Source organism: Candidatus Paceibacterota bacterium, assembly GCA_028714635.1.
GTDB lineage: Bacteria > Patescibacteriota > Minisyncoccia > Phycocordibacterales > JAQTLZ01 > JAQTLZ01.
Window position 1 is genome coordinate 12,604 of record JAQTLZ010000002.1, and the last position, 25,718, is coordinate 38,321.

Genomic DNA, 25,718 nt, shown 5'->3' on the forward strand with positions numbered 1-25,718 from the left:
CAGATATATTTGACACTCTCAATTTTGTATGCTTTTATGTTAATAAAGTAAAAAGATTTTTTACTTTCCTATATACTTATAAGCATGGATTTCCTAAAACCTCATAAAATTGAAGACCTTATTATGAGCCTCCTTACCCAAGGAGAGAGGTCTACGAGCGCCCTTCTTGGAGAAATACGAGGCATTCGGAAGACCACCAAACAAGGCTTTTATGCTTCACTTCGAAAATTAAAAGAAGAAGATGTGATCCTTATTTACAAAAAACGAGTGTCGCTCAACACTGTTTGGATAAAAAAGATGAAAGATACTTTTAATGCCGTGAGTAAGACCTACACAATCGAACAGGATTCATTTGACGTGTTGAGTCTTCAAGACAAAGAGAGTCTCACCTATTCTTTTTCTACAATAAAAAATCTCGATACATTTTGGGGACATTCACAAAATATTCTTTTACATAATACAAATCCAGATGACGCAATTTATGTTTTCGATCCTCACTACTGGTTTTATATCGCCCGCAAAGAAACGGAAACTTCGCTTCTCAAAGAAATAGTCGAAAACAAACGGCAGTTTCTGATAAATGTCGGAGGAGATACTCCGTTAGATAAAATAATAAAGTCTGATTTCAACAATGACTACCTCCAATACAGCCACAAGAAAGTTTTTGAGAAAGAAAATTACTATATTACTGTTGTCGGAGATTACATCAGCGAAGTTTTTCTCGACGAAAAGACAGCACAGAGAATAGATGACTTGTATAAGTCTGCGGAAACAATCAATGATCATGTTATCGCCACACTTAAGTCCCGTCTTCTGGCAAAAGTGAAGAGCAAAATAAAAATTTCCAAGAATAAAGCTCGGGCAGAGAGGTTAAAGAAGATGCTCGGGAAGGATTTTTATATAATCCGGGAGAAAAATACTTGAAATAACCACTCACATTTTCGGGTAATATATGCGGCCTAACCCCATGAAAAATCCGTGCAAAACCCTTATGGTGTATAACAAAATGCTTTTAAAACAAGTTCAGTCTAAATTATACGCAAAGAAAAAACCTGTCGCGCCGGATGAATCTGCGCGCTCACGCCAGAATCGAGCAGAAAATGAACTTATTTCGGTATGAAAGCCTTCGCGCTTCGCCACGCCATTTCAAACATTGTCTTCATAGTGGTCGCGATGGTCACGTCTTCGATGCGGACAACGAACAAATTAAACTCCTGAAGCCGGAAAAAGCAGACGACGTTGTCATAAATAACACTGTCGTTGAATACCGGACCACTCGCCAAACGCGCGCTGTAATTTTCTCCGGCTGTCACTGCCCATCTTTTCGCACTCGCTCTTGCGTCCGGTGTGTCGGCGAGAATTTCTCTAGTAAAAATTTTATTATCTATCGTCGCTTGATTTATTTTTCGGTACGCATCGGGAAATATTTTTTCAACTGAAGAAAGATCGGACCAAAAAATAAGTTCCCGAGTTTTTTTCATCTCTTCATAAATATGAAAAAGTCCTTTCTCTCCTTCAAAGACTTGCACGCCCGGTCTTCCCTGTTCCGATTGTTGTAAAATTTCAAGCTCATGAATTTGTTTTTTAAACGAGCTGACATTTTCTTCAAGTTTGTTCTCGACCGCTTTCGGCGAGAGCGCCTGATAATATTCTTTTTTGCCGATTGTGATTTTATGAATGAATCCGCTTTTTAGCATCTCTTCCAGGTACACGTACACAGTCGGACGTTTCAGTTCGCATTTAGTGGAGATATTTTTCACTGATGACGTGCCCAAAGCCAAAGTAGCCATATAGACTTTGGCCTGTTTTTCATTGAGTCCAAGGGTTTGAAGTGCTTGTATCATCCCCTAATCCTATCCTGTTTGATTATAAATGTCAATAAATCTGACATATTTTATCCTACATTTCTATATTTATAGGCCTATTTTAGTTATCTTTAACTCATTTCTTCTGCTCTTTTTGACATATCTAGGATTCGTTGTAAAGTTATTGCAGTAGTACATTGACACACGGACTGTTCCGTGGTCTGAAGAAAAATGACATTTTGGCCTAAGGGCCGGAAGGATTGGTGACATCGTGTCAAACGAAGAGAAACTGCGGCTGGAAAATCTGGAGAAAAGAATTAAGGGAATGTTCAGCATACTTCCTCTCCATGATCAGAAAATCATCGAGTCAAAATACGGTCCCATAAAGGATTGGACGCTCGATACCATCCGGAACATAGAGACGACTGGGTTCAATCAAGTCTCTTATCCGTGTCAGTAGAAGTGGGGGGATTCTAAAAAAATCCCCCATCTTATCAAGTCCGCAAGCGCTTGTGGACTTGTAGGAAAAATTACTCATAAGCATATTAAAAATGAATAAGAAAATAATTATAGGAATTGTTCTCGTCCTACTTGTCACTCTAGGAATTGGGATCGCAAAGTACAATGCCGGTAGTAGAAACACTGCCGCATTGGAACTCTCAGGGACTATAAAAGTCGGAGCAGCGCTTGGTCTCACCGGTGAATGTGCAAACTACGGTGAGGGAGAACTCAAAGCCGCGCGACTCGCCATAGATGAGGCAAATAAAAGCGGTGGAATCTTGGGAAGAAAACTCGAGCTCATCACAGAGGATACGCAATGTAGTCCGAAAGGTTCAGTGAATGCGATAAGAAAACTCATTGACATCAACAAAGCAGAAGCCATCGTCGGACTCACCTTTGGCGATAGCTTCCAAGCAGGATACACAATAAACAATCCTGCGCACATTGTTGCAGTTTCTCCCTCGACAGCTCTCGAAGCTCTCGCGTACAACAACGCTTCGACTGACTACGTCTTCTCAACTTGGTTTTCCGAAAGAGACGAGATCCAAGCGCTCCAGAAACGAGCAAAAGAGATGAACATAAAGAAATTTGTGCTCTTCCATGATGAGGATGCATTTGCAAGCATGCTTTCATCACTCTGGAATACGTATGCGAAAGAGAACGGCCTAACGATTGTGAAGGAATACAAAGTTCCTGTCGGCTACGATGATTACCGAACAATCATCCTGAAAATGAAAGCAGATAACCCCGAGGGAATAGCTTTCTTCGCACAAACTCAAGCTACGCGAGCGAAGTTCATGAAAGAAGCTAAAGAACTTGGCCTTAATGCGCAGATCTTCCAAAGTGCGGACATTGAATACCCATCACTCCTTGAAAACTTCGGGAGTGCGATGGAAGGAATAATCTACACCTTTCCCGAAGTAACGGGAGAGAGTAAATCATTCTTCGACCGTTTCAAAGCTTTCTACGGAGAGGATTCGGTTGGAGGAAGCGATGCAAACGCCTACGACGCCACTCGAGTAATCATTGCCACACTTACAGAGCATTACAAAAATGGCACTGATATGAAAACCGCGGTGGAGAAAACAAACATACCGGGTACAGCATTCAAAGAAATAAAATTCGATGAAGCTCACCAAGTCACTGGTTCGAAATACATAATCAAGACGGTGCGGGATGGAAAGTTCGTGGAGGTGAAGTAAGACAAAACAAAAACACTAGCTTAACGCTAGTGTTTTTGTTTTTGTGCGGGACGGAGATCGGTCGTTACACGACCAGTACCCCGATTGGATTTTTTATGCGCGCTCACGCGCTTTTAAAAATGCTCAATCGGGCTTCGATTCTCCCGTCATGAAGCGCCCCGCGCTTCACTTCCCCACAAAATGAAAAAAGACCTTTCGGCCTTTTTTCATTTTGTGCGGGACGGGAGAATCGAACTCCCGCCAAGAGTTTGGAAAACTCCTATTCTACCATTAAACTAGTCCCGCAATATTTTCTTTTCAAACGAAACAAGATGAATATATCACAAAAATCGAGAAAGACAAAAGTAAGAGAAAAATGCTATTGTACTGAAAAATATGAAAGAATTTCTAACCACCGCTGTCTTTAAACTTGTCGTCACAGCCACGGCAGTCATTCAATTTTTCCTCGCCACACCAAAGCAGACCGTGACTCCGCCCTCCCCTGTTCACCTGTCACAAATTGCGCAAGTACAACAAATTCCTGAAATTGTTTTGCCGGATCCGTTCTCGCTTCTTTCGCCAGAAAATTTCCAAGTAGAAAATGTGCCAGCAAAAAAATTCCTTCCGCTCATACCAAAGAAAGTAGCTTCCCGGCAAAACCCTGTACCGCAAGTTGCGACTTCGAAACCGCAAATTCTAGACCCCCGACTTCACGGCTGGGATCTCACCAATGCAAAAATTGCACCGGCTGTCGTAAATATTTTCTGCACACTCCAAACTAGAAATATCATTCGCACTTCAACAGGTAGCGGGGTCGTCATCGACCCACGGGGAGTGATTCTCACCAATGCTCACATCGCTCAATATCTTCTTCTCGCAGACACAGCAACAAATCCAAAAACAGATTGCGCGATACGAAATGGCAATCCAGCAAAAGGAAATGCTTTCGCAAAACTTCTTTACATAAGCCCTGCTTGGATCAACGCCCACGGTGGCGATCTCTTAAATCCAAGTCCAGTTGGAACGGGAGAACATGACTACGCACTTCTCATGTCCAACACTCGTTCTTTCGCACCACTCGCACATGAAAATACTGAACCAGGAGAAGACACTATCCTCGCCGGATACCCATCGCCTTTCACTTCCCTTTCTTCTCGCGACAATCTGAATTTTCTTTCCGTCCTAACTCAAACTGAAAAGACTCAAGGATTTCGTGGTAATGGCGATGATCTTCTCTATTTCGGCGGTTCACTTCTTGCTGAACGAGGCTCTTCCGGCGGGCCAGTAATAAATGAAGATGGAAAAGTCTTAGGAATCCTTGTTACAGCCACCCCAGGAATTACTGTCGCATCGAGAGAGTCGCGAGCAATTTCTGCCTCCTACATTCAAAAAGATTTTCGAGAAGAAAACGGAACAAGCATTCAAGAATTTTTATCCGGAGATTTAAATTCCGCACGAATAAATTTCATGAATCAATATGGAAATAGTTTAGGCGCGAAACTTCTCCAAAATTTTAACTAATGTTTTTCGCAAGTGAAACGAGAACATCAAAATTATCTTCTGAAACTATTTTATTTTTTTTCTCGAAGTTACATTTTTCGCACCGCTGAATAACAGAAATTTCGCCACCTTTATAGATCGAACCGACAGGGCGCATCATCCCTCCACAGGTATTTGCTCTGTCTCCGGGATGAATGTCCACATGCTTGCTCCAAAGACACTTCGGACAATGATTTGTATACCCGGTACCCGAGACTGTGAAACCGCAATGCTCACAGGTAAAATCTTCAATTTTTCGCTGGAATTTTCTCTCTTTCATTGGAAATTGAATATTGGGAATTGGAAATTTTAATTATAGCCCCTTTTCGTTTTAAAAACCCCTCTTTGATGAGCGCCGAAATATTTGCTTCACATCGCTTATCTGCAATTTCTTCCAAAAGTTTTTTCTCTGACATTTTTTCTTTGGCTGAAATGAGTTCCAAAATCTTCCCACGCACTTCCCTATTTGAACCTGCAAATTTCGATTGCTTTGCGTAGTGAGCACTTCGGCGATTTGGATTCGGTACAGTTGCTTTGAGCATTGCTCCGTAATCCATGAGTGCGTAATACCATTCGCGCGGAGTCACTTTTTCCTTATGGAACCATTCGCTCGAATGGTTCCATCGAGAATTTGGCAAAGCCTTTTCAACAAAAGGAAAAATAACTTTATCATCTACCATCTTGCAATCCGCATCGTCGAAAAAGAAATGGAGAAACGTCCGCCGAATATTTGTTTCGATAAAAAGTGTTGGCTTGTTCCACGCATAGGCCGCGACCGCCCCGGCGGTCGCGGCTCCTACTCCAGGCAAGCTATCAAGTTTCTCCAAATCATTCGGCACTTCCCCGCCAAAATCCCGCACAACCATCTCCGCCGCGCGCTTCAGATTAAGCGCGCGGCGATTGTACCCCAGCCCCTGCCACAATTTCAAAACATCACCCATGTTCGCCTGCGCCAATTTTTGCACCGTCGGAAACCTTTTGGTAAAACTTTCATATTTCGGAATCACCCGCGAAACCTGCGTCTGCTGAAGCATAATTTCCGAAACCAAAATTTTATAAGGATCAGTAGTCTCCCGCCAAGGCATTTGGCGTTTGTTTTTTGCATAATAATTCCAGATTGTTTGCTGGAATTTTTTAATATTTTGGTTTGAAACTTTCACAAACCTAGCATAGCGTAATTTTAGAAAAAGAAAAAATAAAAAACCTCCGACAGACTTCGTCGGAGGTTTATAGAAATCTCACCGTTAAGCGCCTTCAGCAAGAAACGCTCGTACTGACGGTTTCGCGCCTTTTACCTTAAACATTTCCCTTTCTGATGTTCCATGAAGAGAGCTTAAGCCGAGGTAACGGAACGTAGGGGACACAGAGACGGACAAGTGACAAGCATATCCCTTGTCGCAAAACCAAACCGAATTAGGATTATCAGGTTCAGCAGCTATGATGTATGCAGCACCAAATCGTTCAGGCAGAATAATCCCAAGCTCACTCCCATGAAGAGACCTCATGAGTCCCAAAAGGTAGTTCGCCCCATTCACGCACGGTTTGAGATTTTGTGCTCGCATGATTTGCACGTATTCGGTTTCGTGCAGATCTACATCGCGGGTAAACACGACGTGGACTGTTTTCTTCTTTTTATGAACACGCACAAGGTCTATGTCCTGAACTCCGCCCGTGTTGTCCCAATCAGTCAAATATACTAAGCCCTGGCGTACAGAATTTACCGGTTCAACGTCGTGAAATGTTAGGGTTTCTTCACCTTGGAATGAGACCTTAGAGCTGTGCGCTGCCCACATCTTTTTTCTATGCAGCGCATCATGAAGCTCACGGCCATTTGAACCATTTGTTCTAGAGACATGATCGTGTGTCGCCACAAAGAGCGCGTGGCGGATGTAGCTCACGTCTACAATGCTTTTAGACATACGGGTCACATCGTCTTTGAGACGAATCCCAAAAAATGTCCTGTCTCCGATTCCGAAAAACATCTGGCGGACGGAATCCGAAACATGATGTTCATAGTAATCCCAGTCAACGACCTTCTTGCGAAGAAGGGCGAGAACGTAGCGCGCTTCCGCCTTCGTGAGACTTCTCGACGGCACAGGACCGTTGGTTGAATCGATACAGACCATGAGTCCCATCAAACCACGAATTGAAAGCATGTTTTCCCCCTTTGAATGTTTTGTTTCTGAAAAGAACTTCTGCTTTCATCCTTTCGGAATCATCAGTCGAGATACACATCTCGATAGCAGGAGGGTTTTCAGAAAACCCTCCGAAAATTTTTAACCCCGGCGACAAACTGGTCCCCGCAAACCACCTCGCTCTTCTCAAGATACAATCCCGAGAGCAGAAGAGGCTTGTCGCAGAGGGGTTGGGTTTCTTCAGATACCGTACCGATATCCAAAGTCTCCTCTGCTCCGCTCGCGAAAACCAAGATCAATTTGTATTCTCGGTTTTCGACAATGTTGATAAGAAGATCAACCCCGACAGGAACGAAGCTCAATCCGGCAGTTTCCGAATTAGGCTCCAGTTCGAGCCCCCTATCGAGCATGTGCTCGATAATGTGTTCGTCGTTTACAAACCATCTACCGGAGGTTTCCGAACTGATACCAGAAATCTTCTTCACTTGTAATCTCATGGCAAGCTCCTTGGTTTGAATGAACTTTTGAGTTTCGGCGAGGTTCCTTTGAACCTCTATAGACCTTAACTTTCTGGTATCAGAATAGCAGATTTTAATCATATTGTCAATATTTGTCGCCAATTAAATTACAAAATAAGCTATATTTATCAATATATTTATGGTTATAAGCATATTTTTGTGGAAAGTTATTGACACAAATAATTTTAGGGTGTAAACTTCCCAACATGCAAGACAAACACACGGAACTCAAAATCAAAATGCAATCCTTCGGCTTCAGTGAGAAAGAAACTGATGTGTATGTTGCGCTTCTTGAACTCGGCAAAGCGACTGTCTCTAAAATTTCTCTCGGAGCAGGAATAAACCGCACAACTGGGTACGACATCCTTGCCTCCCTTGTGAGTAAGAAGCTCGTGAGTGTTTCCGGCAAGGAACCGAAACAGGAATATGCAGCCGAACCGCCAACAGCTATCACTGAATATTTGAAGCGGCGAATTTCAGAGACAGAAGGATATATAAAACAAGCAGAAAAAATTCTGCCGGAACTCACTCTCCTTCATACAATAGAAAATCGTCCGAAGATAAGATTTTACGAAGGCACCGAAGGACTTCAGTATGTATACGAAGATACTCTCACGAGCTCCGAGACAATTCGCGGATATGCGGCAGTAGATGAGATGCATAAAGCTCTTCCGAATTATTTTCCCGAGTATTACAAACGCCGGGCGGCCAAAGGAATTTCTATCAGAGCCATTCTTCCGAAAAGTGCGATCAGTCTTGAAAGAGGGACTCACGACGTAGAAGAAAAAAGAGACACCGCTTTCATTCCTGCTGATAAATACCAATTTGCTCCCGAGATAGATATATATGACAACAAAGTAATGATCGCTTCATGGAGAGAAAAGCTCGGCATCATCATTGAAAGCGAAGAGATCGCAGACGCAATGAAGAAGATATATGAACTCGCTTGGGCAGAGGCGAAAAGGTTGGATAAGGAAACAACAAAAATAAATTAATTCTGGAAAAAGAAAAACCGCCCGAGAAAACTTTTTTAAAGTTTTCTCGGGCGGTAATTTTTAATACCAATTTTTCTGATGATCTATCGGCTCGTCTGAAATCTCGGTTGCGAAAACCAGCATCCTCTTCCCGTCTTCACAATTGAAGAGATGCTTGATGCCTCGCGGTATGGTCACGAGATCTCCGGGCTTGGCTTCCAGTTTCCCGTCTTCGGTATAAAGAAAGCCCTCACCTTCAAGCACGAACGAAATGACATGCGAGCTGTGATAGTGAAGTTCTTCTTTCAAGTTGCCGTAGATAACCACGATAGTCGCGGCAACGAGAATCCTGCCGTTTGCAGGAAACAATTCCCACATCGCAATATCCGGCCCGCAGTACACAAGCGAGTTCCCCGCCGTGTATGCCGCCCGCTTTGGCGTAATGACCGAACACTTCTTCGATTTCAGAGTTGCCATCATCTTTCTCGCTACTACTTTCAAATCATCCGGCGCTCGGTCACGTGCAGTCGTAGTGCCGTGAAGTAATCCTTTTGCCTGAACATCCAAAGCAATCAGCCGATCAAGATTCTTCTTTCTCATTGCTTACTCCTTTCTTATCTTGGGTTTGAGACAGAAAACCGCCAGATAAAGCGCAGTTTTTCTGTCTTACACCTGGCGGTTCACAAACCTTGTTCGTGACGATATTCACCGACTGGAGCAAATTTGGCGCGATGGTATTGAATCCTCGGATGCCTTGGAACAGCATGCTCTCTTAAGACTGATACGATTTCTTCTAAAGAACCATCCTCCTTTAATTGCGCGCCCAAACGCCAACGCATTGTCTCCATCCAGCCAATTTTTTCTATAAGGGCTTGATCGTATTTGTCGGTGCGATCAATTCGCGACAGAACCGTTTTAAATACTTCGATCAGCACCCTAATGGGAGCGGTACCAATTTCATATCCTTTTTCCTCAACAAGGAACAAGGAGAATACAAATTCAGGAGGAAGTTCATGGTGACTTCTTATCTTCCTTCGTTCACCCCGGCTTGTTGGTTTTCCCGCCTCTTTCATTATCCTGATGACCTCTTCATACAGGACTTCGGGAAACTCAGGATACGGCACTCCTTCGACTTCTCTCATGGTCTCCCCTCCATTTCAATGAGCATTTCGCTCGGTTAATTTGCTTTTCATCCTTCACTGCCGAACATACTACCCGATTTTTAGCATATTGTCAAGTATTGTTGGACAATTGTTGACAAATATCTGACAACAGAATATACTTCTATCCATGGCAGTAAACGAAACATTAAAAAAATTAGGACTCAATGACAAAGAGATAAAGATTTATCTCACCCTTCTTAAGCATGGGAAAACAAAACCATCCTCACTTTCGAGTTTGACGAAAATAAATCGTGCAACGGTCTACAACTTGGTAAACGGCTTGCTTTCAAAGGGGCTCATCGCCGAAGATCTCACGGGCAAAACCCTCTACCTCACTCCCCTCCCCCCGAAAAATCTGGAAAAAATTCTCGATCAGCAAAAAAGAGAACTGAAAGAAAGAGAAGCTCTCATCAAAAAAGCTATCGGCGAGTTGAGCATGATAACACCAGCCAGCAATTATCCTGTTCCGAAAATTCAATTCGTGGAAGAAGGCAATCTTGAGAAATTTCTCTACGACAACATTCTCAAATGGCAGAAAAGCATGTTCGAACATGATGCCACGTGGTGGGGCTTCCAAGATCATTCCCTTCTCTCAAACTATGAAGAGTATATTCATTTCACTTGGCAGACTTCCTATGGAAAACATAAAGATTTCAAAGTAAAACTCTTGGGTAATTCCGCAAAAATTGAAGATAAAGTAGCGAGTAAATACTTAAAATCAAGACGTGATATTCGTTTTGTTGAAGGAATGAATTTCACATCCACTGTCTGGGTAATGGGAGATTATATAGCAATGGTAGCAACTGGCGCTCATCCATTCTATCTATTCGAGATTCACGACCAGACACTTGCTCATAATATGAGGGAGGTATTCAAAAAGCTTTGGGAAAAAACTCAATAATTATAGAGAATTTCGGTCGTTACACGACCAGTATCCTCGTTGGAGATTTTGTCTCGCTTTGCTCACAAAATCTACTCAACGAGGCTTCGAATCTCTGACGAAAGTGCTCCCCAGCACTTTCTCACCCAGCCACGTAAAAAACCGCTCTCGCGGTTTTTTCTTGTCGGGGTGCAGAAAGTTTCGAAGCTTACAGCTTCAGTACCCCGATTGGATTTTTCTTCGAAAAATGCTCAGTCGGGTTTCGAATCTCTGACGAAAGTGCTCCCCAGCACTTTCTCACCCAGAGCAAGTAAAAAGCCGCATAAGCGGCTTTTTCTTGTCGGGGTGCAGAGATTCGAACTCTGACTACATGATCCCAAATCATGGATGCTACCGTTACACCACACCCCGGTATAAATATTTCTCCAAAAATCAACTCGAAAATCTTATCACAGGAATTTTAAAAATCCTAATTCTCTTGTCTATTTTTATTATAAAGGACATTATACTTTATAAAAGACATCTAAAGGACAATATCATCTAGGAGCTTTACATTAGCGATTTTCTTTTTCATATCCAAAAGAACAATCGCTACTAAAAATTCCCATTCTGGTTCATCGTCCTCATATTTCTCCAGAAGGTAGCTTTGTACTACCCTACCAAGTCTTTTAAGCTTCCATTCGTGTATATTTTCCTCGGGCCTATATTCATCCTCTGTTACACGTGGAACATTCTTAGGGTACGACAGATTGATTTCACGTGAAACGGTCTTTACTTCAACAAAATAGAGTTTTTTGTCCTTTTGAGCGACAATATCTATCTCTCCCCACCTCTTCAGATAGTTTCGACAGACAATTCTGTATCCTTTTTTCTCGAGATACTTACAAGCAATATCCTCGCCTTTAATGCCTATTGGGTCTGCGAGATTAAGTCGTTTCACGTGGAACTAGTTTAACAGACCTTGATCTAGAATCTCTCGGACAAACATATCAAGCTCCTTCTCTGCTTTCATTTCTGCAATAGTCATCCACTTAAAATCAGTGCTTTCAGCATCAATTTTCGGGTTTCCTTCAATGTTTGCCAGATAAGTAATTCTCACAATATGTTTCCCGTGAACCCTTAATATGTCTTGGGCAGTAAGGATTTCAGGCGTTTCATGTAAAACAAGTCCTGTTTCTTCGAGTATTTCCCTCTTCAGATTGTCCGAGAGAGAGCTTCCTGGATTGATTCTTCCTCCGACAATATCCCAATTTCCCTTGATATCCTTATACTTTTCAGATCTTCGCAGGAGGAGAAACTTTCCTTTTTTATTTTTTAGAAATGCTTTTACTCCAACTTGTAGAGTTATGTCTTTTTGATCGGTCATATATGTTACTTAAGAAACATTTTATGCTTATCGGACTGAAATTTTGTGTCTTTTTGCAATTTAACCATATTTATAGGCTTATTTTAGATAAAAGACCGAAATTTTTCTGTTTTTTAAGGCTGTCTTTTATGCACACAATCCACAGACTTATCCACAGTTACACGTGAAATACCTATATTTTGAGCCATTTTGGTATTTTAGGAATTCTGGGAAAAGGACAACTGGGTTCAGGGACAAAAAGTCGTTAGAGCCGTACTGATACAAAAATTATTACAAGCTGTGCGGGTAGCGAGAATCGAACTCGCGCCTTAACATTGGCAATGTTACGTCCTACCACTAAACTATACCCGCATTATATTTTTCTTCTATCAAATCAGCGGCTATCAAATTCATCCAGAGCAGAATTTTTCGCTTTAAGTATGTACTAGAAACTCCAATACTGCAAACTCCGTGAGACAATTTTCTCGTCTTATGCTTGCCTTTTATTACAATACTTTTTGTAAAATCCTCCTGTTTTAGGCCCGTATTACTAATCCAGAATGTCTTGCATTCTTTTTCCTTCAGTTCGGGGTAGAGCAGAATCCAAGCCCTGATTTTAGGAGAAGAGAAACCGCAAATTTTCTTTAGAAAATCGAGAAATACTTTGATCATAAGAGGGTCGGAATTAGCTATAGAACACCTATTATTAGAGCGCTTATTGCCTTCGCCCCAGTAAATCATCATTCCCGCCAGGAAAAGAGGGTGGTATTTGAGTTTTTCAAACTCTTCAGTTGCTTCATTTTCGGCTTCTTTGTACAGTTTCTCGAGATTTTCACCTCGAATTTTATTCAATTCTTTGATCCTTATGGTCGATTTCCCTTGAGCATTCGAGGCTAAACGAAAAGCAATCTTATTAGACCATTTTTGATCCCTGAACCACTCTGAGAGGGTACTCTTTGGAACTCTAATAAGACTTCTGATCTCATTATAGCTTTTGCCTTTAGCTCTAAGTGCGAACACTTTTTCTTTGTCTTTTCTCATATACATTTAAAGTATATCACGGGAGTTCGATTTCTTGGTGTGGATAATTTATCAAATTTACCGTATGATGAGACGACGCGCCCATAGTGAAATGGATATCACACCGGTCTTCGGAACCGTTATTGGGGGTTCGAATCCCTCTGGGCGCACAAAAAGGCGTATGAAACTCCTTCACAACCAACATTTTGAGATCCCAAAAGAGATCATGAATGTACTAGAGACGCTCGAAAAGAGCGGTTTTGAGGCATATATCGTTGGTGGATGTGTACGTGGGCTTCTTACTGGCTTTAAACCTCGCGATTGGGACGTCACCACAAACGCTACTCCGGAAGAAATCATAAAGCTATTTCCAAAAACATTTTACGAAAATACGTACGGCACCGTCGGCGTAGTGAATGAAGATGTCTCTACTCGAACAGAAGAGGGGATTCCTGATGAGACGTTGCGTGTGGTAGAAGTCACACCGTACCGCCTCGAGTCAACTTATTCTGACAACAGACGACCTGATGCTGTTACGTTCAGCAAAAATATTGAAGATGATTTAAAGCGAAGAGATTTCACCATAAACGCGATCGCGCTTTCTGTAAAAAAAGTTGGAACGAAACTTGAAGAAAAAATTATTGACCCGCACGGAGGAATTGCGGATATCGAAAAGAAAATATTGCGAACGGTAGGGAAGAGCGAAGATAGATTTGGAGAAGATGCGCTCCGCATTCTTCGGGCTATTCGCATTTCCACAGAGACAGATTTTGCGATCGAAAAAGAAACTGAAATGGGAATTCGAAAATACGCTCCGCTTCTCGCGAAAATTTCTAAAGAAAGGATCCGTGATGAGTTCGTAAAAATACTGATGTCCAAAGAGCCGATGAAGGGCATAATTATGGCTCAAAATATGGGTATTTTGAAATATATCGTTCCAGAGCTTGAGGTGGGAATCGGAGTTGCACAAAACCAAGCCCACGCATTTGATGTCTGGACGCATCTTCTCAAATCACTCCAACACGCAGCAGATAAAAATTGGTCTCTTGAAATTCGTCTTTCTGCACTCCTTCATGACATTGGAAAACCGGAAAGCAAACGCCAGCCGGCAGATAAAAAAGATCCGACATTCTACGGCCACGAAGTGATCGGTGCTCGCATGACAAAAAAGATCCTTGAAAATCTTAAGTTCTCAAATAAAATAATTGAGAAGGTGACACTTCTTGTACGATGGCATATGTTTTTCTCCGACACGGAACAGATAACACTTTCTGCTGTGCGAAGAATGGTTGCCAATGTTGGCAAAGAAAATATTTGGGATCTTATGAATGTTCGCGCTTGCGACAGGATTGGAACAGGAAGACCGAAAGAAAGTCCATACCGGCTTCGAAAATATAAATCAATGATCGAGGAAGCGATGCGAGATCCGATCTCTGTCACGATGCTCAAGATTGATGGAAATAAAATTATTGAAGTGACGAAAACACCTGCAGGGCCAAAAGTAGGCTTTATTCTCCATGCTTTGCTTGAAGAAGTACTTGATGATCCTAAGCTCAATACAGAGGAATATCTGGAGGAAAAGGCTCAAAAACTCATTACTTTGTCAGAGGAGGAATTGAAAAAACTCGGGAAACTCGGCGTTGCAAAAAAAGAAGCTCTCGAAGAGAAGGAGAAGGAAGAAATACGCAAAAAGCATTGGGTGAAATAGGGAAAAGGAAGAAAAATTGGCAATCGAAAACCGCCTTCACGATAATAAATGTTGTAAAGACGGTTTCGTGAAAAGTGTATTTCTATTCGTTAAATGAGAATACCCGCATTGAAGTTAAGCCAAAATATATTGGCTAATTTGGGGTCTTTCTTTGATTTTGAATTTGAAAACGCTTTTCAAAAGGCATTAGAGAGAGTAAATGCCTGTTTCAAGGAACTGGATCAAAATGTAAGGCCTCGGCAATACAAACTGATTCCGTGTAGAATTATAGCCAATCCTAAAAGACACGTAAAGGACATTTTAGAGATAAGTGTGGATAAGTGTCCTTTACCCAGGCACCTAAATTTAGGTGCCTGGGTTTATAGAAAGACATAGCGATTTATAGCCCTATTTCAATGTTATAGAGACTGGGCAATGATCTGAACCCATGACTTCCGGGTGAATTTCAGCCTTTGTAACTTTATCTTTCAATCCCGAAGACACAAGTACATAGTCTATTCTCCAGCCCACATTTCGAGCTCGAGCGTTGGCGAAGTGCGACCACCAAGTATAGAAACCATTTCCTTTGTGAGACATTCTGAATGTGTCGACAAATCCAGCATCAATGAAAGCTTGGAATCCCGCTCGTTCTTCTTTGGTGAAACCTTTGAGCCCATCATTTTCTTTCGGCCGGGCCAAATCATCGGGAGTATGGGCAACATTCAGATCTCCGCAAAAGATGACAGGTTTTTTCTTTTCTAAACTTTTACAATACGCAAGAAATGCCGGATCCCATTGCTTATGTCGAAGGGGAATTCGACTCAAATCATCTTTCGCGTTGGGAGTATAGACCGTGACGATATAAAAATCCTTATATTCAGCCATAATGACGCGCCCTTCGGTCCGAGGATCTCCATAGGTATCTGCACAAAGCCCAAATTTCTCACTTATTGCCTCCGGAAGGCCATTTACTATAGAAAGAGGTTTTGTTTTGGTAAAGATGGCAGTACCGGAATATCCCTTCTTTACAGCAGAATTCCAATATTCTTCGTATTGGGGCAGATCTACGGGAGATTCGTGCTCTTGCGCCTTTGTCTCTTGCAAACACAAGATATCCGGATCATATTTTTCGATAAACGGAAGAAAAAGCCCTTTTTTGACGACAGCTCGTATACCATTCACATTCCAAGAAATGATTTTCATGGAACTACTATAGCATTTTTAAAAAGTTTTTCAGTTTCCTAGTTTCGTTTCTTATCATGAAACTGCTTGTGAATGTCGTGGAGATGTTTGTCTGTCATATGCGTATAGATCTGTGTCGTACTTATGTTTGAATGCCCAAGAAGCATCTGCACAGAGCGCAGATCAGCCCCATTTTGCAATAAGTCAGTGGCGAAGCTGTGGCGCAAGCTGTGCGGGGTGACTTTTTTCGAGACTCCGGCCTTGATCGCATAGTGTTTCACCAAACGCTCTACTGAACGCGAAGAAAGCTGCATTCCTTTATTTTTTCTATCGATTTTCCCGAATCCTCGCTCTTCTATTTGGGTGAAAAGGGAATCGTCCATATCTTTTCGCTTTTTCAAATACTTTTGAAGCATTTCTTTTGCAGTTTTTGAGAGAAATACTACTCGAACCTTCTCACCTTTCCCCCGGACAGAGAATTCGTCTCGGCTAATGTCCAAATCCCGAGGAAGTTTACAAAGTTCTGATACTCGAAGGCCGGTGGAGAAAAGCATCTCAAGAATGGCTCGGTCACGGAGCTGTTTGAGACTATCGCCCTCTGCCGCTTTAAGGACGCGAGAGAGTTCTTCAGAAGAAATGGTATCGATCGAGCGCTCTGGCACCTTTGCAAGCTCAATCCTGTCCGGCGAGAGGGAAGGAATGCCTCGGTAGACTAAATATTTGAGAAATGAGCGAAGAGCGATGAGATAATAATTCTGGGTTTTCTTTTTGAGCGTATCGGAATCACCGCGAGTCGGTTTTGCACTCTGGCGATTGAGCCAAAGCCGGAATTCCCGGACAGCGGAATCCGTGATATCGGTTGGTTTTTTGAGTTTCGAATACTGAAGAAAGCGAGTTAAGTAGCGCTCATAGTTTTCAACGGTTTTTTTGCTTCGTCCCTTGTCAATTTCAACGTATTGGAGAAATTCCTTTTTGAGTTCATCTAAATTCGCCATTATTTTATTATACACCACTGTCGCACAATATTCTGAGAAATAAAAAACCAGTGCCGCGAAAGCACACTGGTTTCAAAATTAAAGACCTATACTCTTAAAGAAAGAGGTCGACAAAACATCTCCAGACGGGATGCGAATTTGCATGCTACCGTCAAATCTCTCAAATCCCACAAACAAGACTAGAGAGCATTGTTCACAAGCCACAGTAAGACCAATCGATTTTGCTGAATCAATGCCGCGATGCACAGAAAACTGCCTGTGGCCACATTTGCATCTAAGCTGTTGCAATAGGGGTTTATCCCTATCCGCACCTTGTAGAATTGGAACTGTATCTATCATCTCCACGACGATCTCCTTAGATTGGGTTCTAAAAGCTGATCGAGACAAGCACGATGCCTGTCAAAGAACTTCGCATAGGCTAGAACAAAAATATCTTTTGGTAAATTTAGAATTACTAAACTTTTGATAATTCTACGAACTGTTAATAATATCCATTATTTATTGGCTTTTTTAGAATGATATTTACATATATAGTTGTAAATGTTAAACTACAACTATGGGCATAAAAACAGAAATAAGTGAGTTTTTAAGAGAGCTCGGTCTGCGAAAGGCTGAAATAGCAGTATATTTGGCTGCTCTGGAACTTGGTTCGGCTTCGGCAAGTACTATCGCCAAGGAAGCTGACCTCAATAGGATTACTGCCTATGAGGCATTGAAGCGACTTTCTCGCAAGGGTTTTATAAGAATCAGAGCTAAGAAGAGTGACGCTACAAAATATTTTGTGCCAGTCGAGTATTCAGAGCTCGTGGGCAAGCTTAAACTCAAACATGAAGAACTAGCCGAAACGATCAAACGAGCAGGACTTTTGAAAAAAGAATTCGAAGCAAACTTCACCAAAGTCGATGAAAAACCAGTCGTTCTCTACTATGAAGGAGTTGAGGGAGTAAAGGAAGTACTCAATGACACCCTCAAAGACAGGCCGAAGGAAATTATTTCTTTTGCTTCTGCTGAATCTTTAGACGAAAGTCTTGATCAGAATTTTTTAGACAGCTACTGGCAAAAAAGAACAACTCTTGGTATTCCCACGCGTGGAATTATGCCAAACACCTCCAAAGCTACCGCTCTCTTCACAAAAGAGAAAAATCAGAGGGAAATGAGGAGAATAAAATTTATTTCTGACAAATCGTATGATTTCAAAAATGAACTCGATATTTATGGGGACAATATTTCCATGATTTCGCTCGAAAAGGGCAAGGAACATGCTGTTATTATACGAAGCAGGAGTATGGCGGAAGGATTAAGAGCCGTATACGAGACCCTCTGGAATCTAACCTAACTAGAGGAAGGGGGCTTGCATTAAATCAGGTTTCGTGATACCATACTGGGACCATGTTAACAAAGACAAAGAAACAGCGGGTAATGAAAGAAACACGGATCCACGATAAGGATACCGGTTCTCCTGAAGTACAGATCGCTCTTCTCACGAAGAGAATTGCTGAATTGGCAGGACATTTGAAGAAACACCAAAAGGACAACCACTCACGACGAGGACTTCTCCAGATGGTAGCAGACAGACAGACTCACATGGCATATCTTTTGAAGAAAAATCCAAAGAGACACTCTGCAATCCTCAAACATCTCGATATCAAGAAGGCAAAATAAAAAAATGACCCTTCCGAGGGTCATTTTTTTCGCAGTTTCATTTTAATCGGTCGATTTCGTCTTTCAGCATGGAAGCAGTATACTTTTTATACGTAATAATTAATTTTATATGACAGTAATTAAACACAAAGAACAGAGAGTCGGTATTTTTATAGATACACAGAACCTCTACCATAGCGCGAAAAATCTGTATCACGCTCGGGTCAATTTCGGACAGATCATTAAAGACGGACTTGCGGGCCGAGCGCTCATCAGAGCGGTCGCCTACGTCATCACCACGGAAAGCGGTGAGGAAAAGCCCTTTTTCGAAGCGCTTGAAAAAGTCGGCATCGAAACAAAGACAAAAAATCTCCAGATTTTCGCTGGAGGAAGCAAGAAAGCAGACTGGGACGTCGGACTTGCGGTGGATGCTATCAAGGCGGCGCCGAAGCTCGACACAGTTATCATCGTTTCCGGAGACGGGGACTTTGTTCCGCTCATCGAATACTTAAAAGTAAACGAGGGATGCCAAGTGGAAGTGATGGCCTTCGGGAAATCTACTTCACAGAAGCTTGTCGAAGCGTCGGATGACTTTATCGACCTTTGCGAAAATCCTAAGAAATATCTCTTGAGCCAAGGTGGCCCACGCCGGGGATAAAATTCTCAATGCAACAAAAATCCGCACCACTAGGTGCGGATTTTTGTTGCACGTGCATTTTATAAGCATTTTGCTACACTAACTCTATTATTCAATAAGTATGGTCTTCAGACAGGTAGATTTCAGGGCCGAGCCCATGGAAATCTAAAATCTGGGGATCATCTACACGTTTTCTATATGAAGAAAAAAGAATACTCGATTGAGATTGGAGGCAAGGTAATTTCTGCCCAATTTACCGACCTCGCCGACCAGACAAACGGCTCGGCCATCGTGCGATGTGGGAATACTGTCGTCCTCGCGACAGCAGTTATGTCGGAACACGAGAAAGACGGCGATTGGTTTCCACTGACAGTGGATTACGAAGAGCGATTTTATGCTTCGGGAAAAATTCTCGGAAGTCGATTTATGCGCCGAGAAGGGAGGCCGACTGATGAAGCAATCCTTTCGGGAAGAATTGTCGACCGAACCATCCGACCGCTTTTCAACCAGGCAATACGAAATGAAGTGCAGGTGGTGATTACCATTCTTTCTATTGATACTGAAGACCCAGATGTGCTCGCCGTTCTCGCATCTTCCCTCGCGCTCGGCACTTCAAATATTCCTTGGGCAGGACCGGTGAGTGCGATTCGAGTTGGAAAAAAGCTCGGGGCGAATGAATTTTTGATAAACCCAAATTACGAAAATCGAAACGCAACGGACTTCGAGCTCGATCTTCTTGCCTGCGGAAAAGACAGCAACATCAACATGATCGAAGTGGGAGGAAAAGAAATCGAAAACGAAGTGATCGCTTCCGGACTTGAAAAGTGTTCTGAAGAAATCGAGAAACTCCAAGCATTCCAAGCAAAAATCATAACGGAAATCGGTAAACCGAAAAAAGAAATTGCGCTTCCAATTCTTTCAGAAGCGATGAAAGCATTGTACGAAGAAACTGTTTCAAGCAAACTCGAGAAAGCAGTCTTCAGTGGAGCAGGACACGAACATATTCATGCTCTCAAAAAGGAATGGAAGAATAATCTCGAAGCAAAATTTGGAAAAGACGAAAAATTCGGTCTTGCATTCGAACATTTTGAAAACAAGATCAACGACCTCCTTCACAAAGAAGCGATCGAAAAAGAACGACGGCCTGATGGACGAAAGATGGATGAGGTTCGACCGCTGTATGTGCAAGCTGGAGGAATTTCTCCGATCATTCACGGAACTGGAATCTTTTACCGAGGAGGAACGCACGTCCTTTCTGCGCTCACTCTCGGAGGCCCAGGAGACTCACAAATTCTCGATGGGATGGAAATAGAGGGGCAGAAACGATTTATGCATCACTACAATTTCCCTCCCTTTTCTTCAGGAGAAACAGGAAGAATGGGCGGGACAAATCGACGAATGATCGGCCACGGAGCACTTGCAGAAAAAGCGCTTCTTGCAGTCATCCCTGCAAAAGAAGTTTTTCCTTATACAATCCGCATCGTATCAGAATCCCTCGCATCAAATGGCTCAACATCAATGGCATCGACATGCGCTTCTACTATCGCTCTTATGGATGCGGGAGTGCCGATTAGCGCACCGGTTGCCGGCATCGCATCAGGACTTATGCTCTCTGCTGTAAAGAGTGGCGGGAAAACAGAATACAAATACAAAGTACTCACTGATATTCAAGGACCGGAAGACCACCACGGAGATATGGATTTTAAAGTGGCGGGAACAAAAAAGGGAATTACCGCGATTCAAATGGATGTGAAAGTTGATGGCGTGCCGATCTTTATTTTGAAAGAAGCACTTGAGAAAGCGAAAAATGCTCGGCACTTTATTCTCGATGCAATGACAAAAGAAATCGCTGCTCCGCGAACAGAAATTTCTTCAAACGCTCCGAAAATTATCATCATCAAGATCAAACAAGACCAGATCGGAAGTGTCATCGGTCCTGGAGGAAAGATGATAAAAGAGATCAAAGAGAAAACAGGAGTAGAAATTGATATTGAAGATGATGGCTCGGTGTTTATCACGGGTTCATCAGATGGAGCAAAGATGGCAGCCCAGATTATTTCTGATATGACTCGGGAATTTAAGAGGGGAGAAAGATTCGAAGGAGTTGTCACGAAGGTGGTGGAATTCGGAGCGTTCGTCCGATTTGCAGGACAAACAGAAGGGCTCGTGCACGTTTCTGAAATTGCTCCATTCAGAATCGATATCGTTGGAAACTATCTGAAAGAGGGAGACAAAATTCCCGTTATTTTGAAAGACATTGATGAGAAGGGAAGAATTAAGCTTTCGCTCAAAGATGCTGATCCGAGTTTCATAAAGCCGAAGATAAAATAAAGAGGGGAAAAAGGGCGCGCGGCCAGTAGGCCGCGCGCCCTTTTTTGGTTTTCATTCTCCTTGTATACTATAATCCATGGAAAATCCTGTTCCTCCAATCACACCTGCACAACCAACACCGATAAATCCTCCGGTGAAAACGGGAGTATCCTCGCTACGCACTTACCAAGATGATATCGCAGGCGCGGTGAATAAAGAAAAAGCTTCAATGATCACGATCGCTCTCGCCGAAGCAAAAAAACGCGAACAGAATGTCGAGATCGCCAAAGAATCCTCTTTTTCCGGAAGAAATGTTTGGATCACTGTTATAAGCGTCGTCCTTGTTTTGCTGGCCGTAGGCATCGTCCTTTTCTTTCATTTTGAACAAAAACCAGTTCCGATCGCAGAAACTCGCATTGCTGAAAATCCGATTCTCATTGCGGACGCGGAAAAAATTATTCCGATTCCAAATCTACGGCGGCAAAATATTATTTCCGCACTCCAGTCAGAAAAACAAACAGGTACAGGAGAAATAGGCGCCGTAGAAAATATCCGATTCCAAACCGGAGACCCTCTGACAAAAAGAGATATCCCTGCGGGAGAATTCCTAGGAGCTCTCTCCTCTACAATTCCGGGGAATCTTTCGCGCTCAATAAGTCCTACATATGTCCTCGGAATGCACTCATTCAAAAAGAATGAACTTTTCATAATTCTCAAAGTTGACTCGTATCAAAATGCATTTGCGGGAATGCTCACTTGGGAAAAAACGATGTTTACCGAGCTTGGGCCTCTCTTTCTCGATGAAGCGCCAAAGGCAAGCGACTTTGCTCCAGGAGCAAAATACGGCAACGGCACATGGAGCGATGCCATCATAGGGAATAGCGACTCACGAGCAGTAGAGGATAAGGAAACGGGTGAATTTGTATTTCTTTATTCTTTCCTCGATAAAAACACTATCCTTATCACGTCCAACGAAGATACTGTGAAAGAAGTTTCGAATCGCATCCGAGCACGAGAACTTATAAAAAATAATTAATTGTCTTTCTCAAAAGTAATTTGCTATCATTTTATCTATGACAGACACAACAGAGTACAAAAAAGCCCTCGAAAAAGAACTCTCGCTCCTTGAATCGGAGCTGAAAACTGTCGGGCGAAAAAATCCGGACAATCCCAAAGATTGGCAACCTACTCCTACTGACCTCAACACTCTCCAATCAGATGAGAACGAAGTCGCAGACAGTATTGAAACATTCGAAGAAAATACGGCGATCTTGAAAGATCTTGAGATCAGATATAACGAAGTGAAATCGGCTCTCCAAAGAATTGCTGACGGCACTTTCGGCAAATGCAGTGTTTGTAATCTGCCAATAGAAGCAAAAAAACTTGAAGCAAATCCGGCTGCGACAACCTGTATGAAGCACGTAAACTCATAACTCTATGAGTTTTGCCAAGGTCTACAGCGCTCAAACAACTCTCCTCGACGCGCAGATCATAACGATCGAAGTGGATCTCTCAAAAGGACTCCACTCTTTTTCTATAGTGGGCCTCCCCGACAAAGGAATTGAAGAATCCCGCGATCGAGTGGGAGCGGCGATAAAAAATTCCGGTTTCAAATCTCCGAAAAATAAAAACCAAAAGGTGGTGGTCTCGCTCGCGCCGGCAGACGTGAAAAAAGAAGGACCGCTTTTTGATCTGCCGATCGCACTCGCATACCTTCTTGCATCTGGAGACATTTCATTCAACCCGGGAAAGAAAATTTTTCTTGGCGAACTTTCTTTGGATGGGGAGCTCCGGAGCGTAAAAGGAATTCTGCCTCTTACACAAAAAGCAAAACAAAAAGGATTCGAAGAAATATACGTGCCCATAGAAAATGCCCGGGAAGCGGCGCTTATTGAAGGTATTCGAATATTCGGAGCAAAAAGTTTAAAAGAAATTATCGGCCACGTTCAGGAAGGAAAGAGTAAAGACCGAGAGGATTCGGTGATCGAAATCCGGAAAATTCCAGAAACTTCCAAAACAGAACTTCTTCATAAAATTCCCAAAGATTTCAACGATTTTGCCGACATAAAAGGCCAAGAAGGAGCGAAAAGAGGGCTCGAGATTGCTGCAGCTGGAAGACACAATATCGCAATGTGGGGACCGCCGGGAACAGGAAAGACAATGCTCGCCGAAGCACTCATTCACATCTTGCCTCCTCTTTCATTTGAAGAAGCTCTTGAAACCACGGCAATCCACTCTGTGGCGGGAGCACTTCGCGGCGACCTCGTTACCAATCCTCCCTTCAGAAGTCCGCATCACACTTCATCCTATGTCTCGCTCATCGGCGGAGGCGTAACTCCTAAACCAGGAGAAGCAACGCTTGCGCACCGAGGAGTGCTTTTCTTAGACGAATTTCCAGAGTTTGATAGACGAGTGATTAATTCCTTGCGACAACCGCTCGAAGAAAGAGAAATTTCCATCTCCCGTGCAAAAGGTTCCGCCACATTTCCGGCGAATTTTATTTTGATTGCCGCAATGAATCCATGTCCCTGCGGAAATTGGGGAGTGAAAGGAAAAGAATGCGTTTGCTCGCCGATCACTATTTCACGATACCAAAGAAAAATCGGAGGCCCTGTGATGGATCGAATTGATATGTGGGTTGAAGTTTCAAAAGTAGATTACGGAAAACTCGGGAGTGAGCGGGAAGAAAAAAGCGAGACGGAAAGCGTGAAAAAACGAGTGGAGAGAGCGCGGGAAATTCAGAAAAGGCGATTTGAAAAAATAGGACGCGCTGGAAGTACTAACAGCGAGATAAAAGCGAGAGACCTCGCAAAAATAATTGTCCTCGAGCAAAAAGTGAAAGAACTTCTCAATGCTTCAGCCCAAAAACTCGACCTGTCAGCAAGGGGGTACCACCGAGTACTGAAACTGTCGCGCACAATCGCAGATCTCGATGAAAGCGAGAGCGTAAAAGAGAAGCATATTCTCGAAGCTCTTCAGTACCGGCCGAAGAAACTGATCTAGAATCAATAGTCTGCTTCTTGATTGTACCCTCCGCGAACTTCATAGTGGAGATGCGGTCCGGTCGTTTTGCCAGTGAGCCCAGTAAGAGCGATCTCTTCTCCCTGCTCAACCCGTTGTCCGACCTTCACCAAATTTTTACTCAAATGCGCGTACAAAGTTTCAGTTCCATTTGAATGTTTTATGGCAACGTACTGGCCATATCCTCCGTTCCATCCGTACGTTTTACTAATAATAACAGTGCCTGCAGCTGTTGCGCGGACTGGAGTACCGATTGGAGTGCCAATATCAACAGCGTTATACCCATGAAGTCCCTGCGTCTTGTGTCCACCGATAATCGGATGAATATAATACCCTGCATATTTCGGACCGCTGTAACCTTTCACGATCCTCGAAGTTCCGGATTTAGGTTTGGAAACTGGCGCAGGAGTGTCTATTTCTCCGTCAGGAATGATAATTTCGGCGCCAACAAGAAGAGTTCCGTCTTGAGGCAAATCATTGAATTGAATGATTTCTGTTTCATCTCCATTAAACTTTTTTGCAACAGTTTTTAGAGTATCTCCTTCTTTTATGGCATAAGTAACTCCGGAAACGGGCAATATGACCAGCGTCTCTCCTGGGATAATCTTTCCACCTTTAATATCATTGGCCCAAACAATAGTATTCACTGAAACATCAAACATCTTGGCGATGGCTGGTAAAGTATCACCCTCTCGCACTATATATGTGCTGATTTGATCTGATTGCGACCCTTCGATATCAGCAATGCTCCCAGAAGGCCCCGTTTCGGGCAAAAGAGAGTCTTTTTCAACGCTAATATCACCAGTGCTTCTCATGGAATCAAGCCCCGCAGAGACAGAAGCTTGAAGAAGGGGCATATTTTGGGAGTTTACCGGTGTATCGGGGGTCTCTGCCTGGGTATCTGTGCCGAAAACACTCGATAAAGCTGACAAGAAGCTGGCTTTTGCTTCATTTGGTGAGGCTATAATGACACAAATACAAACAGCAACTGGGATAAAAATACCCAAAAAGACCGAACGTATGACCTGATTCTTTAATTTTCGAGCAAGAAAAGAAAAAAGAGAATCGGGATGTGTGTTTCTTTGCTTCAAATAGTTTCTTTTACCTACTTTCCCGAAGGAAAGCTGTGCATATTCTTTACAGAAAATGGCTTCACAGAGCCATATAACAGCGAATCACTCATT

At 42.8% G+C, this 25,718-nt stretch carries 28 protein-coding genes and 4 tRNA genes; 16 read left to right on the forward strand and 16 right to left on the reverse strand.

The features are described from left to right. Positions 1–84 precede the first annotated feature (84 nt). Entirely contained in the window at positions 85–924 is an 840-nt protein-coding gene (locus tag PHS53_01380) for a hypothetical protein (protein MDD5356784.1), read from the forward strand. Between the two features lie 43 nt (positions 925–967). Further along, a complete protein-coding gene (locus PHS53_01385; protein ID MDD5356785.1) occupies positions 968–1,120 on the forward strand; it encodes a hypothetical protein in 153 nt (50 codons plus the stop codon). On the opposite strand, the gene PHS53_01390 is transcribed toward PHS53_01385, so the two are convergent. Beyond that, entirely contained in the window at positions 1,107–1,844 is a 738-nt protein-coding gene (locus tag PHS53_01390) for a helix-turn-helix domain-containing protein (GenBank protein MDD5356786.1), read from the reverse strand. The genes PHS53_01385 and PHS53_01390 overlap by 14 nt on opposite strands. Before the next feature lie 286 nt (positions 1,845–2,130). On the opposite strand from PHS53_01390, the gene PHS53_01395 reads away from it, so the two are divergent. Together PHS53_01395 and PHS53_01400 are read left to right on the forward strand one after the other, a co-directional pair. After that, positions 2,131–2,265: a hypothetical protein gene (locus PHS53_01395; GenBank protein MDD5356787.1), complete on the forward strand. Its 135-nt coding sequence runs from the start codon at positions 2,131–2,133 to the stop codon at positions 2,263–2,265. Positions 2,266–2,356: 91 nt separating this feature from the next. Next, positions 2,357–3,508: an ABC transporter substrate-binding protein gene (locus PHS53_01400; GenBank protein ID MDD5356788.1), complete on the forward strand. Its 1,152-nt coding sequence runs from the start codon at positions 2,357–2,359 to the stop codon at positions 3,506–3,508. Positions 3,509–3,722: 214 nt separating this feature from the next. Here PHS53_01400 and PHS53_01405 read toward each other — a convergent pair. After that, positions 3,723–3,793 (reverse strand) — tRNA-Gly (locus tag PHS53_01405). A 90-nt stretch (positions 3,794–3,883) separates the two neighbouring features. Between PHS53_01405 and PHS53_01410 the strand changes: the two genes are divergently transcribed. Continuing rightward, positions 3,884–5,008, forward strand: a complete 1,125-nt coding sequence (locus PHS53_01410) for a trypsin-like peptidase domain-containing protein (protein ID MDD5356789.1) — start codon at positions 3,884–3,886, stop codon at positions 5,006–5,008. Here the strand turns inward: PHS53_01410 and PHS53_01415 are convergent. The 4 genes from PHS53_01415 to PHS53_01430 all read right to left on the reverse strand — a co-directional run bounded on the left by PHS53_01415 (position 5,001) and on the right by PHS53_01430 (position 7,760). After that, positions 5,001–5,306, reverse strand: coding sequence for an RNHCP domain-containing protein (locus PHS53_01415; protein MDD5356790.1), 306 nt, complete (start codon positions 5,304–5,306; stop codon positions 5,001–5,003). The genes PHS53_01410 and PHS53_01415 overlap by 8 nt on opposite strands. After that, positions 5,275–6,186, reverse strand: a complete 912-nt coding sequence (locus PHS53_01420) for an A/G-specific adenine glycosylase (protein MDD5356791.1) — start codon at positions 6,184–6,186, stop codon at positions 5,275–5,277. Before PHS53_01420 ends, PHS53_01415 begins: the two co-directional genes overlap by 32 nt. A gap of 84 nt (positions 6,187–6,270) precedes the next feature. Beyond that, positions 6,271–7,182 carry a hypothetical protein gene (locus PHS53_01425; GenBank protein MDD5356792.1) on the reverse strand — a complete coding sequence of 304 codons (912 nt, stop codon included), beginning with the start codon at positions 7,180–7,182 and terminating at the stop codon, positions 6,271–6,273. A 98-nt stretch (positions 7,183–7,280) separates the two neighbouring features. After that, positions 7,281–7,760, reverse strand: coding sequence for a hypothetical protein (locus tag PHS53_01430; protein MDD5356793.1), 480 nt, complete (start codon positions 7,758–7,760; stop codon positions 7,281–7,283). Positions 7,761–7,885: 125 nt separating this feature from the next. Here PHS53_01430 and PHS53_01435 point away from each other — a divergent pair, with 125 nt between their 5' ends. After that, the gene (locus PHS53_01435; protein MDD5356794.1) at positions 7,886–8,674 is read left to right on the forward strand and encodes a helix-turn-helix domain-containing protein; all 789 of its coding nucleotides are present in this window, start codon (positions 7,886–7,888) and stop codon (positions 8,672–8,674) included. Between the two features lie 60 nt (positions 8,675–8,734). On the opposite strand, the gene PHS53_01440 is transcribed toward PHS53_01435, so the two are convergent. After that, positions 8,735–9,253: a cupin domain-containing protein gene (locus PHS53_01440; protein ID MDD5356795.1), complete on the reverse strand. Its 519-nt coding sequence runs from the start codon at positions 9,251–9,253 to the stop codon at positions 8,735–8,737. 80 nt (positions 9,254–9,333) lie between these two features. Continuing rightward, positions 9,334–9,795, reverse strand: coding sequence for a hypothetical protein (locus PHS53_01445; GenBank protein ID MDD5356796.1), 462 nt, complete (start codon positions 9,793–9,795; stop codon positions 9,334–9,336). A gap of 148 nt (positions 9,796–9,943) precedes the next feature. Between PHS53_01445 and PHS53_01450 the strand changes: the two genes are divergently transcribed. Further along, positions 9,944–10,717 (forward strand): helix-turn-helix domain-containing protein, encoded by a 774-nt coding sequence (locus PHS53_01450; protein ID MDD5356797.1) that lies wholly within the window; start codon positions 9,944–9,946, stop codon positions 10,715–10,717. A 319-nt stretch (positions 10,718–11,036) separates the two neighbouring features. Here the strand turns inward: PHS53_01450 and PHS53_01455 are convergent. From PHS53_01455 to PHS53_01475, 5 genes are all read right to left on the reverse strand, one after another. Further along, positions 11,037–11,107: transfer RNA gene (locus PHS53_01455), tRNA-Pro, on the reverse strand. Between the two features lie 112 nt (positions 11,108–11,219). Further along, positions 11,220–11,636: a YraN family protein gene (locus PHS53_01460; protein MDD5356798.1), complete on the reverse strand. Its 417-nt coding sequence runs from the start codon at positions 11,634–11,636 to the stop codon at positions 11,220–11,222. A gap of 6 nt (positions 11,637–11,642) precedes the next feature. Next, a complete protein-coding gene (locus PHS53_01465) occupies positions 11,643–12,062 on the reverse strand; it encodes an NUDIX hydrolase (protein MDD5356799.1) in 420 nt (139 codons plus the stop codon). Between the two features lie 280 nt (positions 12,063–12,342). After that, positions 12,343–12,413: transfer RNA gene (locus PHS53_01470), tRNA-Gly, on the reverse strand. Continuing rightward, the gene (locus PHS53_01475; protein MDD5356800.1) at positions 12,399–13,082 is read right to left on the reverse strand and encodes a hypothetical protein; all 684 of its coding nucleotides are present in this window, start codon (positions 13,080–13,082) and stop codon (positions 12,399–12,401) included. Before PHS53_01475 ends, PHS53_01470 begins: the two co-directional genes overlap by 15 nt. 77 nt (positions 13,083–13,159) lie before the next feature. On the opposite strand from PHS53_01475, the gene PHS53_01480 reads away from it, so the two are divergent. Both PHS53_01480 and PHS53_01485 read left to right on the forward strand, forming a co-directional pair. Continuing rightward, positions 13,160–13,231, forward strand: a tRNA-Arg gene (locus tag PHS53_01480). Positions 13,232–13,242: 11 nt separating this feature from the next. Beyond that, positions 13,243–14,769 carry an HD domain-containing protein gene (locus tag PHS53_01485; GenBank protein ID MDD5356801.1) on the forward strand — a complete coding sequence of 509 codons (1,527 nt, stop codon included), beginning with the start codon at positions 13,243–13,245 and terminating at the stop codon, positions 14,767–14,769. 387 nt (positions 14,770–15,156) lie between these two features. On the opposite strand, the gene PHS53_01490 is transcribed toward PHS53_01485, so the two are convergent. Both PHS53_01490 and PHS53_01495 read right to left on the reverse strand, forming a co-directional pair. Beyond that, complete coding sequence (locus PHS53_01490) at positions 15,157–15,951, reverse strand: exodeoxyribonuclease III (protein ID MDD5356802.1); 795 nt, start codon at positions 15,949–15,951, stop codon at positions 15,157–15,159. Between the two features lie 38 nt (positions 15,952–15,989). Further along, a complete protein-coding gene (locus tag PHS53_01495) occupies positions 15,990–16,925 on the reverse strand; it encodes a tyrosine-type recombinase/integrase (GenBank protein MDD5356803.1) in 936 nt (311 codons plus the stop codon). 556 nt (positions 16,926–17,481) lie between these two features. Here PHS53_01495 and PHS53_01500 point away from each other — a divergent pair. From PHS53_01500 to PHS53_01530, 7 genes are all read left to right on the forward strand, one after another. After that, positions 17,482–18,261, forward strand: coding sequence for a helix-turn-helix domain-containing protein (locus PHS53_01500; GenBank protein MDD5356804.1), 780 nt, complete (start codon positions 17,482–17,484; stop codon positions 18,259–18,261). A gap of 53 nt (positions 18,262–18,314) precedes the next feature. Beyond that, positions 18,315–18,587, forward strand: a complete 273-nt coding sequence (gene rpsO, locus PHS53_01505; GenBank protein ID MDD5356805.1) for a 30S ribosomal protein S15 — start codon at positions 18,315–18,317, stop codon at positions 18,585–18,587. 109 nt (positions 18,588–18,696) lie between these two features. Beyond that, entirely contained in the window at positions 18,697–19,224 is a 528-nt protein-coding gene (locus PHS53_01510) for an NYN domain-containing protein (GenBank protein ID MDD5356806.1), read from the forward strand. Positions 19,225–19,401: 177 nt separating this feature from the next. Beyond that, entirely contained in the window at positions 19,402–21,534 is a 2,133-nt protein-coding gene (locus tag PHS53_01515; protein MDD5356807.1) for a polyribonucleotide nucleotidyltransferase, read from the forward strand. Positions 21,535–21,610: 76 nt separating this feature from the next. Beyond that, positions 21,611–22,549, forward strand: a complete 939-nt coding sequence (locus tag PHS53_01520; protein ID MDD5356808.1) for a hypothetical protein — start codon at positions 21,611–21,613, stop codon at positions 22,547–22,549. Between the two features lie 37 nt (positions 22,550–22,586). Further along, positions 22,587–22,946 (forward strand): hypothetical protein, encoded by a 360-nt coding sequence (locus PHS53_01525; GenBank protein MDD5356809.1) that lies wholly within the window; start codon positions 22,587–22,589, stop codon positions 22,944–22,946. Positions 22,947–22,950: 4 nt separating this feature from the next. Next, on the forward strand, positions 22,951–24,516 hold the full coding sequence (locus PHS53_01530) for a YifB family Mg chelatase-like AAA ATPase (protein ID MDD5356810.1): 1,566 nt from the start codon (positions 22,951–22,953) through the stop codon (positions 24,514–24,516). A 2-nt stretch (positions 24,517–24,518) separates the two neighbouring features. Here the strand turns inward: PHS53_01530 and PHS53_01535 are convergent, their stop codons facing one another. Beyond that, complete coding sequence (locus PHS53_01535) at positions 24,519–25,391, reverse strand: peptidoglycan DD-metalloendopeptidase family protein (protein ID MDD5356811.1); 873 nt, start codon at positions 25,389–25,391, stop codon at positions 24,519–24,521. Positions 25,392–25,718 lie beyond the last annotated feature (327 nt).

Bases quoted from the DNA above. Each gene is read 5' to 3' on its own strand.
- PHS53_01535 (MDD5356811.1), bottom strand. From the start codon at position 25,391: ATGCCCCTTCTTCAAGCTTCTGTCTCTGCGGGGCTTGATTCCATGAGA.
- PHS53_01485 (MDD5356801.1), top strand. From the start codon at position 13,243: ATGAAACTCCTTCACAACCAACATTTTGAGATCCCAAAAGAGATCATG.
- PHS53_01425 (MDD5356792.1), bottom strand. From the start codon at position 7,182: ATGCTTTCAATTCGTGGTTTGATGGGACTCATGGTCTGTATCGATTCA.
- PHS53_01495 (MDD5356803.1), bottom strand. From the start codon at position 16,925: ATGGCGAATTTAGATGAACTCAAAAAGGAATTTCTCCAATACGTTGAA.
- PHS53_01435 (MDD5356794.1), top strand. From the start codon at position 7,886: ATGCAAGACAAACACACGGAACTCAAAATCAAAATGCAATCCTTCGGC.
- PHS53_01465 (MDD5356799.1), bottom strand. From the start codon at position 12,062: ATGACCGATCAAAAAGACATAACTCTACAAGTTGGAGTAAAAGCATTT.
- PHS53_01410 (MDD5356789.1), top strand. From the start codon at position 3,884: ATGAAAGAATTTCTAACCACCGCTGTCTTTAAACTTGTCGTCACAGCC.
- PHS53_01400 (MDD5356788.1), top strand. From the start codon at position 2,357: ATGAATAAGAAAATAATTATAGGAATTGTTCTCGTCCTACTTGTCACT.
- PHS53_01380 (MDD5356784.1), top strand. From the start codon at position 85: ATGGATTTCCTAAAACCTCATAAAATTGAAGACCTTATTATGAGCCTC.
- PHS53_01520 (MDD5356808.1), top strand. From the start codon at position 21,611: ATGGAAAATCCTGTTCCTCCAATCACACCTGCACAACCAACACCGATA.
- PHS53_01385 (MDD5356785.1), top strand. From the start codon at position 968: ATGAAAAATCCGTGCAAAACCCTTATGGTGTATAACAAAATGCTTTTA.
- PHS53_01430 (MDD5356793.1), bottom strand. From the start codon at position 7,760: ATGATTAAAATCTGCTATTCTGATACCAGAAAGTTAAGGTCTATAGAG.
- PHS53_01525 (MDD5356809.1), top strand. From the start codon at position 22,587: ATGACAGACACAACAGAGTACAAAAAAGCCCTCGAAAAAGAACTCTCG.
- PHS53_01450 (MDD5356797.1), top strand. From the start codon at position 9,944: ATGGCAGTAAACGAAACATTAAAAAAATTAGGACTCAATGACAAAGAG.
- PHS53_01490 (MDD5356802.1), bottom strand. From the start codon at position 15,951: ATGAAAATCATTTCTTGGAATGTGAATGGTATACGAGCTGTCGTCAAA.
- PHS53_01530 (MDD5356810.1), top strand. From the start codon at position 22,951: ATGAGTTTTGCCAAGGTCTACAGCGCTCAAACAACTCTCCTCGACGCG.
- PHS53_01395 (MDD5356787.1), top strand. From the start codon at position 2,131: ATGTTCAGCATACTTCCTCTCCATGATCAGAAAATCATCGAGTCAAAA.
- PHS53_01445 (MDD5356796.1), bottom strand. From the start codon at position 9,795: ATGAGAGAAGTCGAAGGAGTGCCGTATCCTGAGTTTCCCGAAGTCCTG.
- rpsO (MDD5356805.1), top strand. From the start codon at position 18,315: ATGTTAACAAAGACAAAGAAACAGCGGGTAATGAAAGAAACACGGATC.
- PHS53_01415 (MDD5356790.1), bottom strand. From the start codon at position 5,306: ATGAAAGAGAGAAAATTCCAGCGAAAAATTGAAGATTTTACCTGTGAG.
- PHS53_01475 (MDD5356800.1), bottom strand. From the start codon at position 13,082: ATGAGAAAAGACAAAGAAAAAGTGTTCGCACTTAGAGCTAAAGGCAAA.
- PHS53_01390 (MDD5356786.1), bottom strand. From the start codon at position 1,844: ATGATACAAGCACTTCAAACCCTTGGACTCAATGAAAAACAGGCCAAA.
- PHS53_01510 (MDD5356806.1), top strand. From the start codon at position 18,697: ATGACAGTAATTAAACACAAAGAACAGAGAGTCGGTATTTTTATAGAT.
- PHS53_01500 (MDD5356804.1), top strand. From the start codon at position 17,482: ATGGGCATAAAAACAGAAATAAGTGAGTTTTTAAGAGAGCTCGGTCTG.
- PHS53_01440 (MDD5356795.1), bottom strand. From the start codon at position 9,253: ATGAGAAAGAAGAATCTTGATCGGCTGATTGCTTTGGATGTTCAGGCA.
- PHS53_01515 (MDD5356807.1), top strand. From the start codon at position 19,402: ATGAAGAAAAAAGAATACTCGATTGAGATTGGAGGCAAGGTAATTTCT.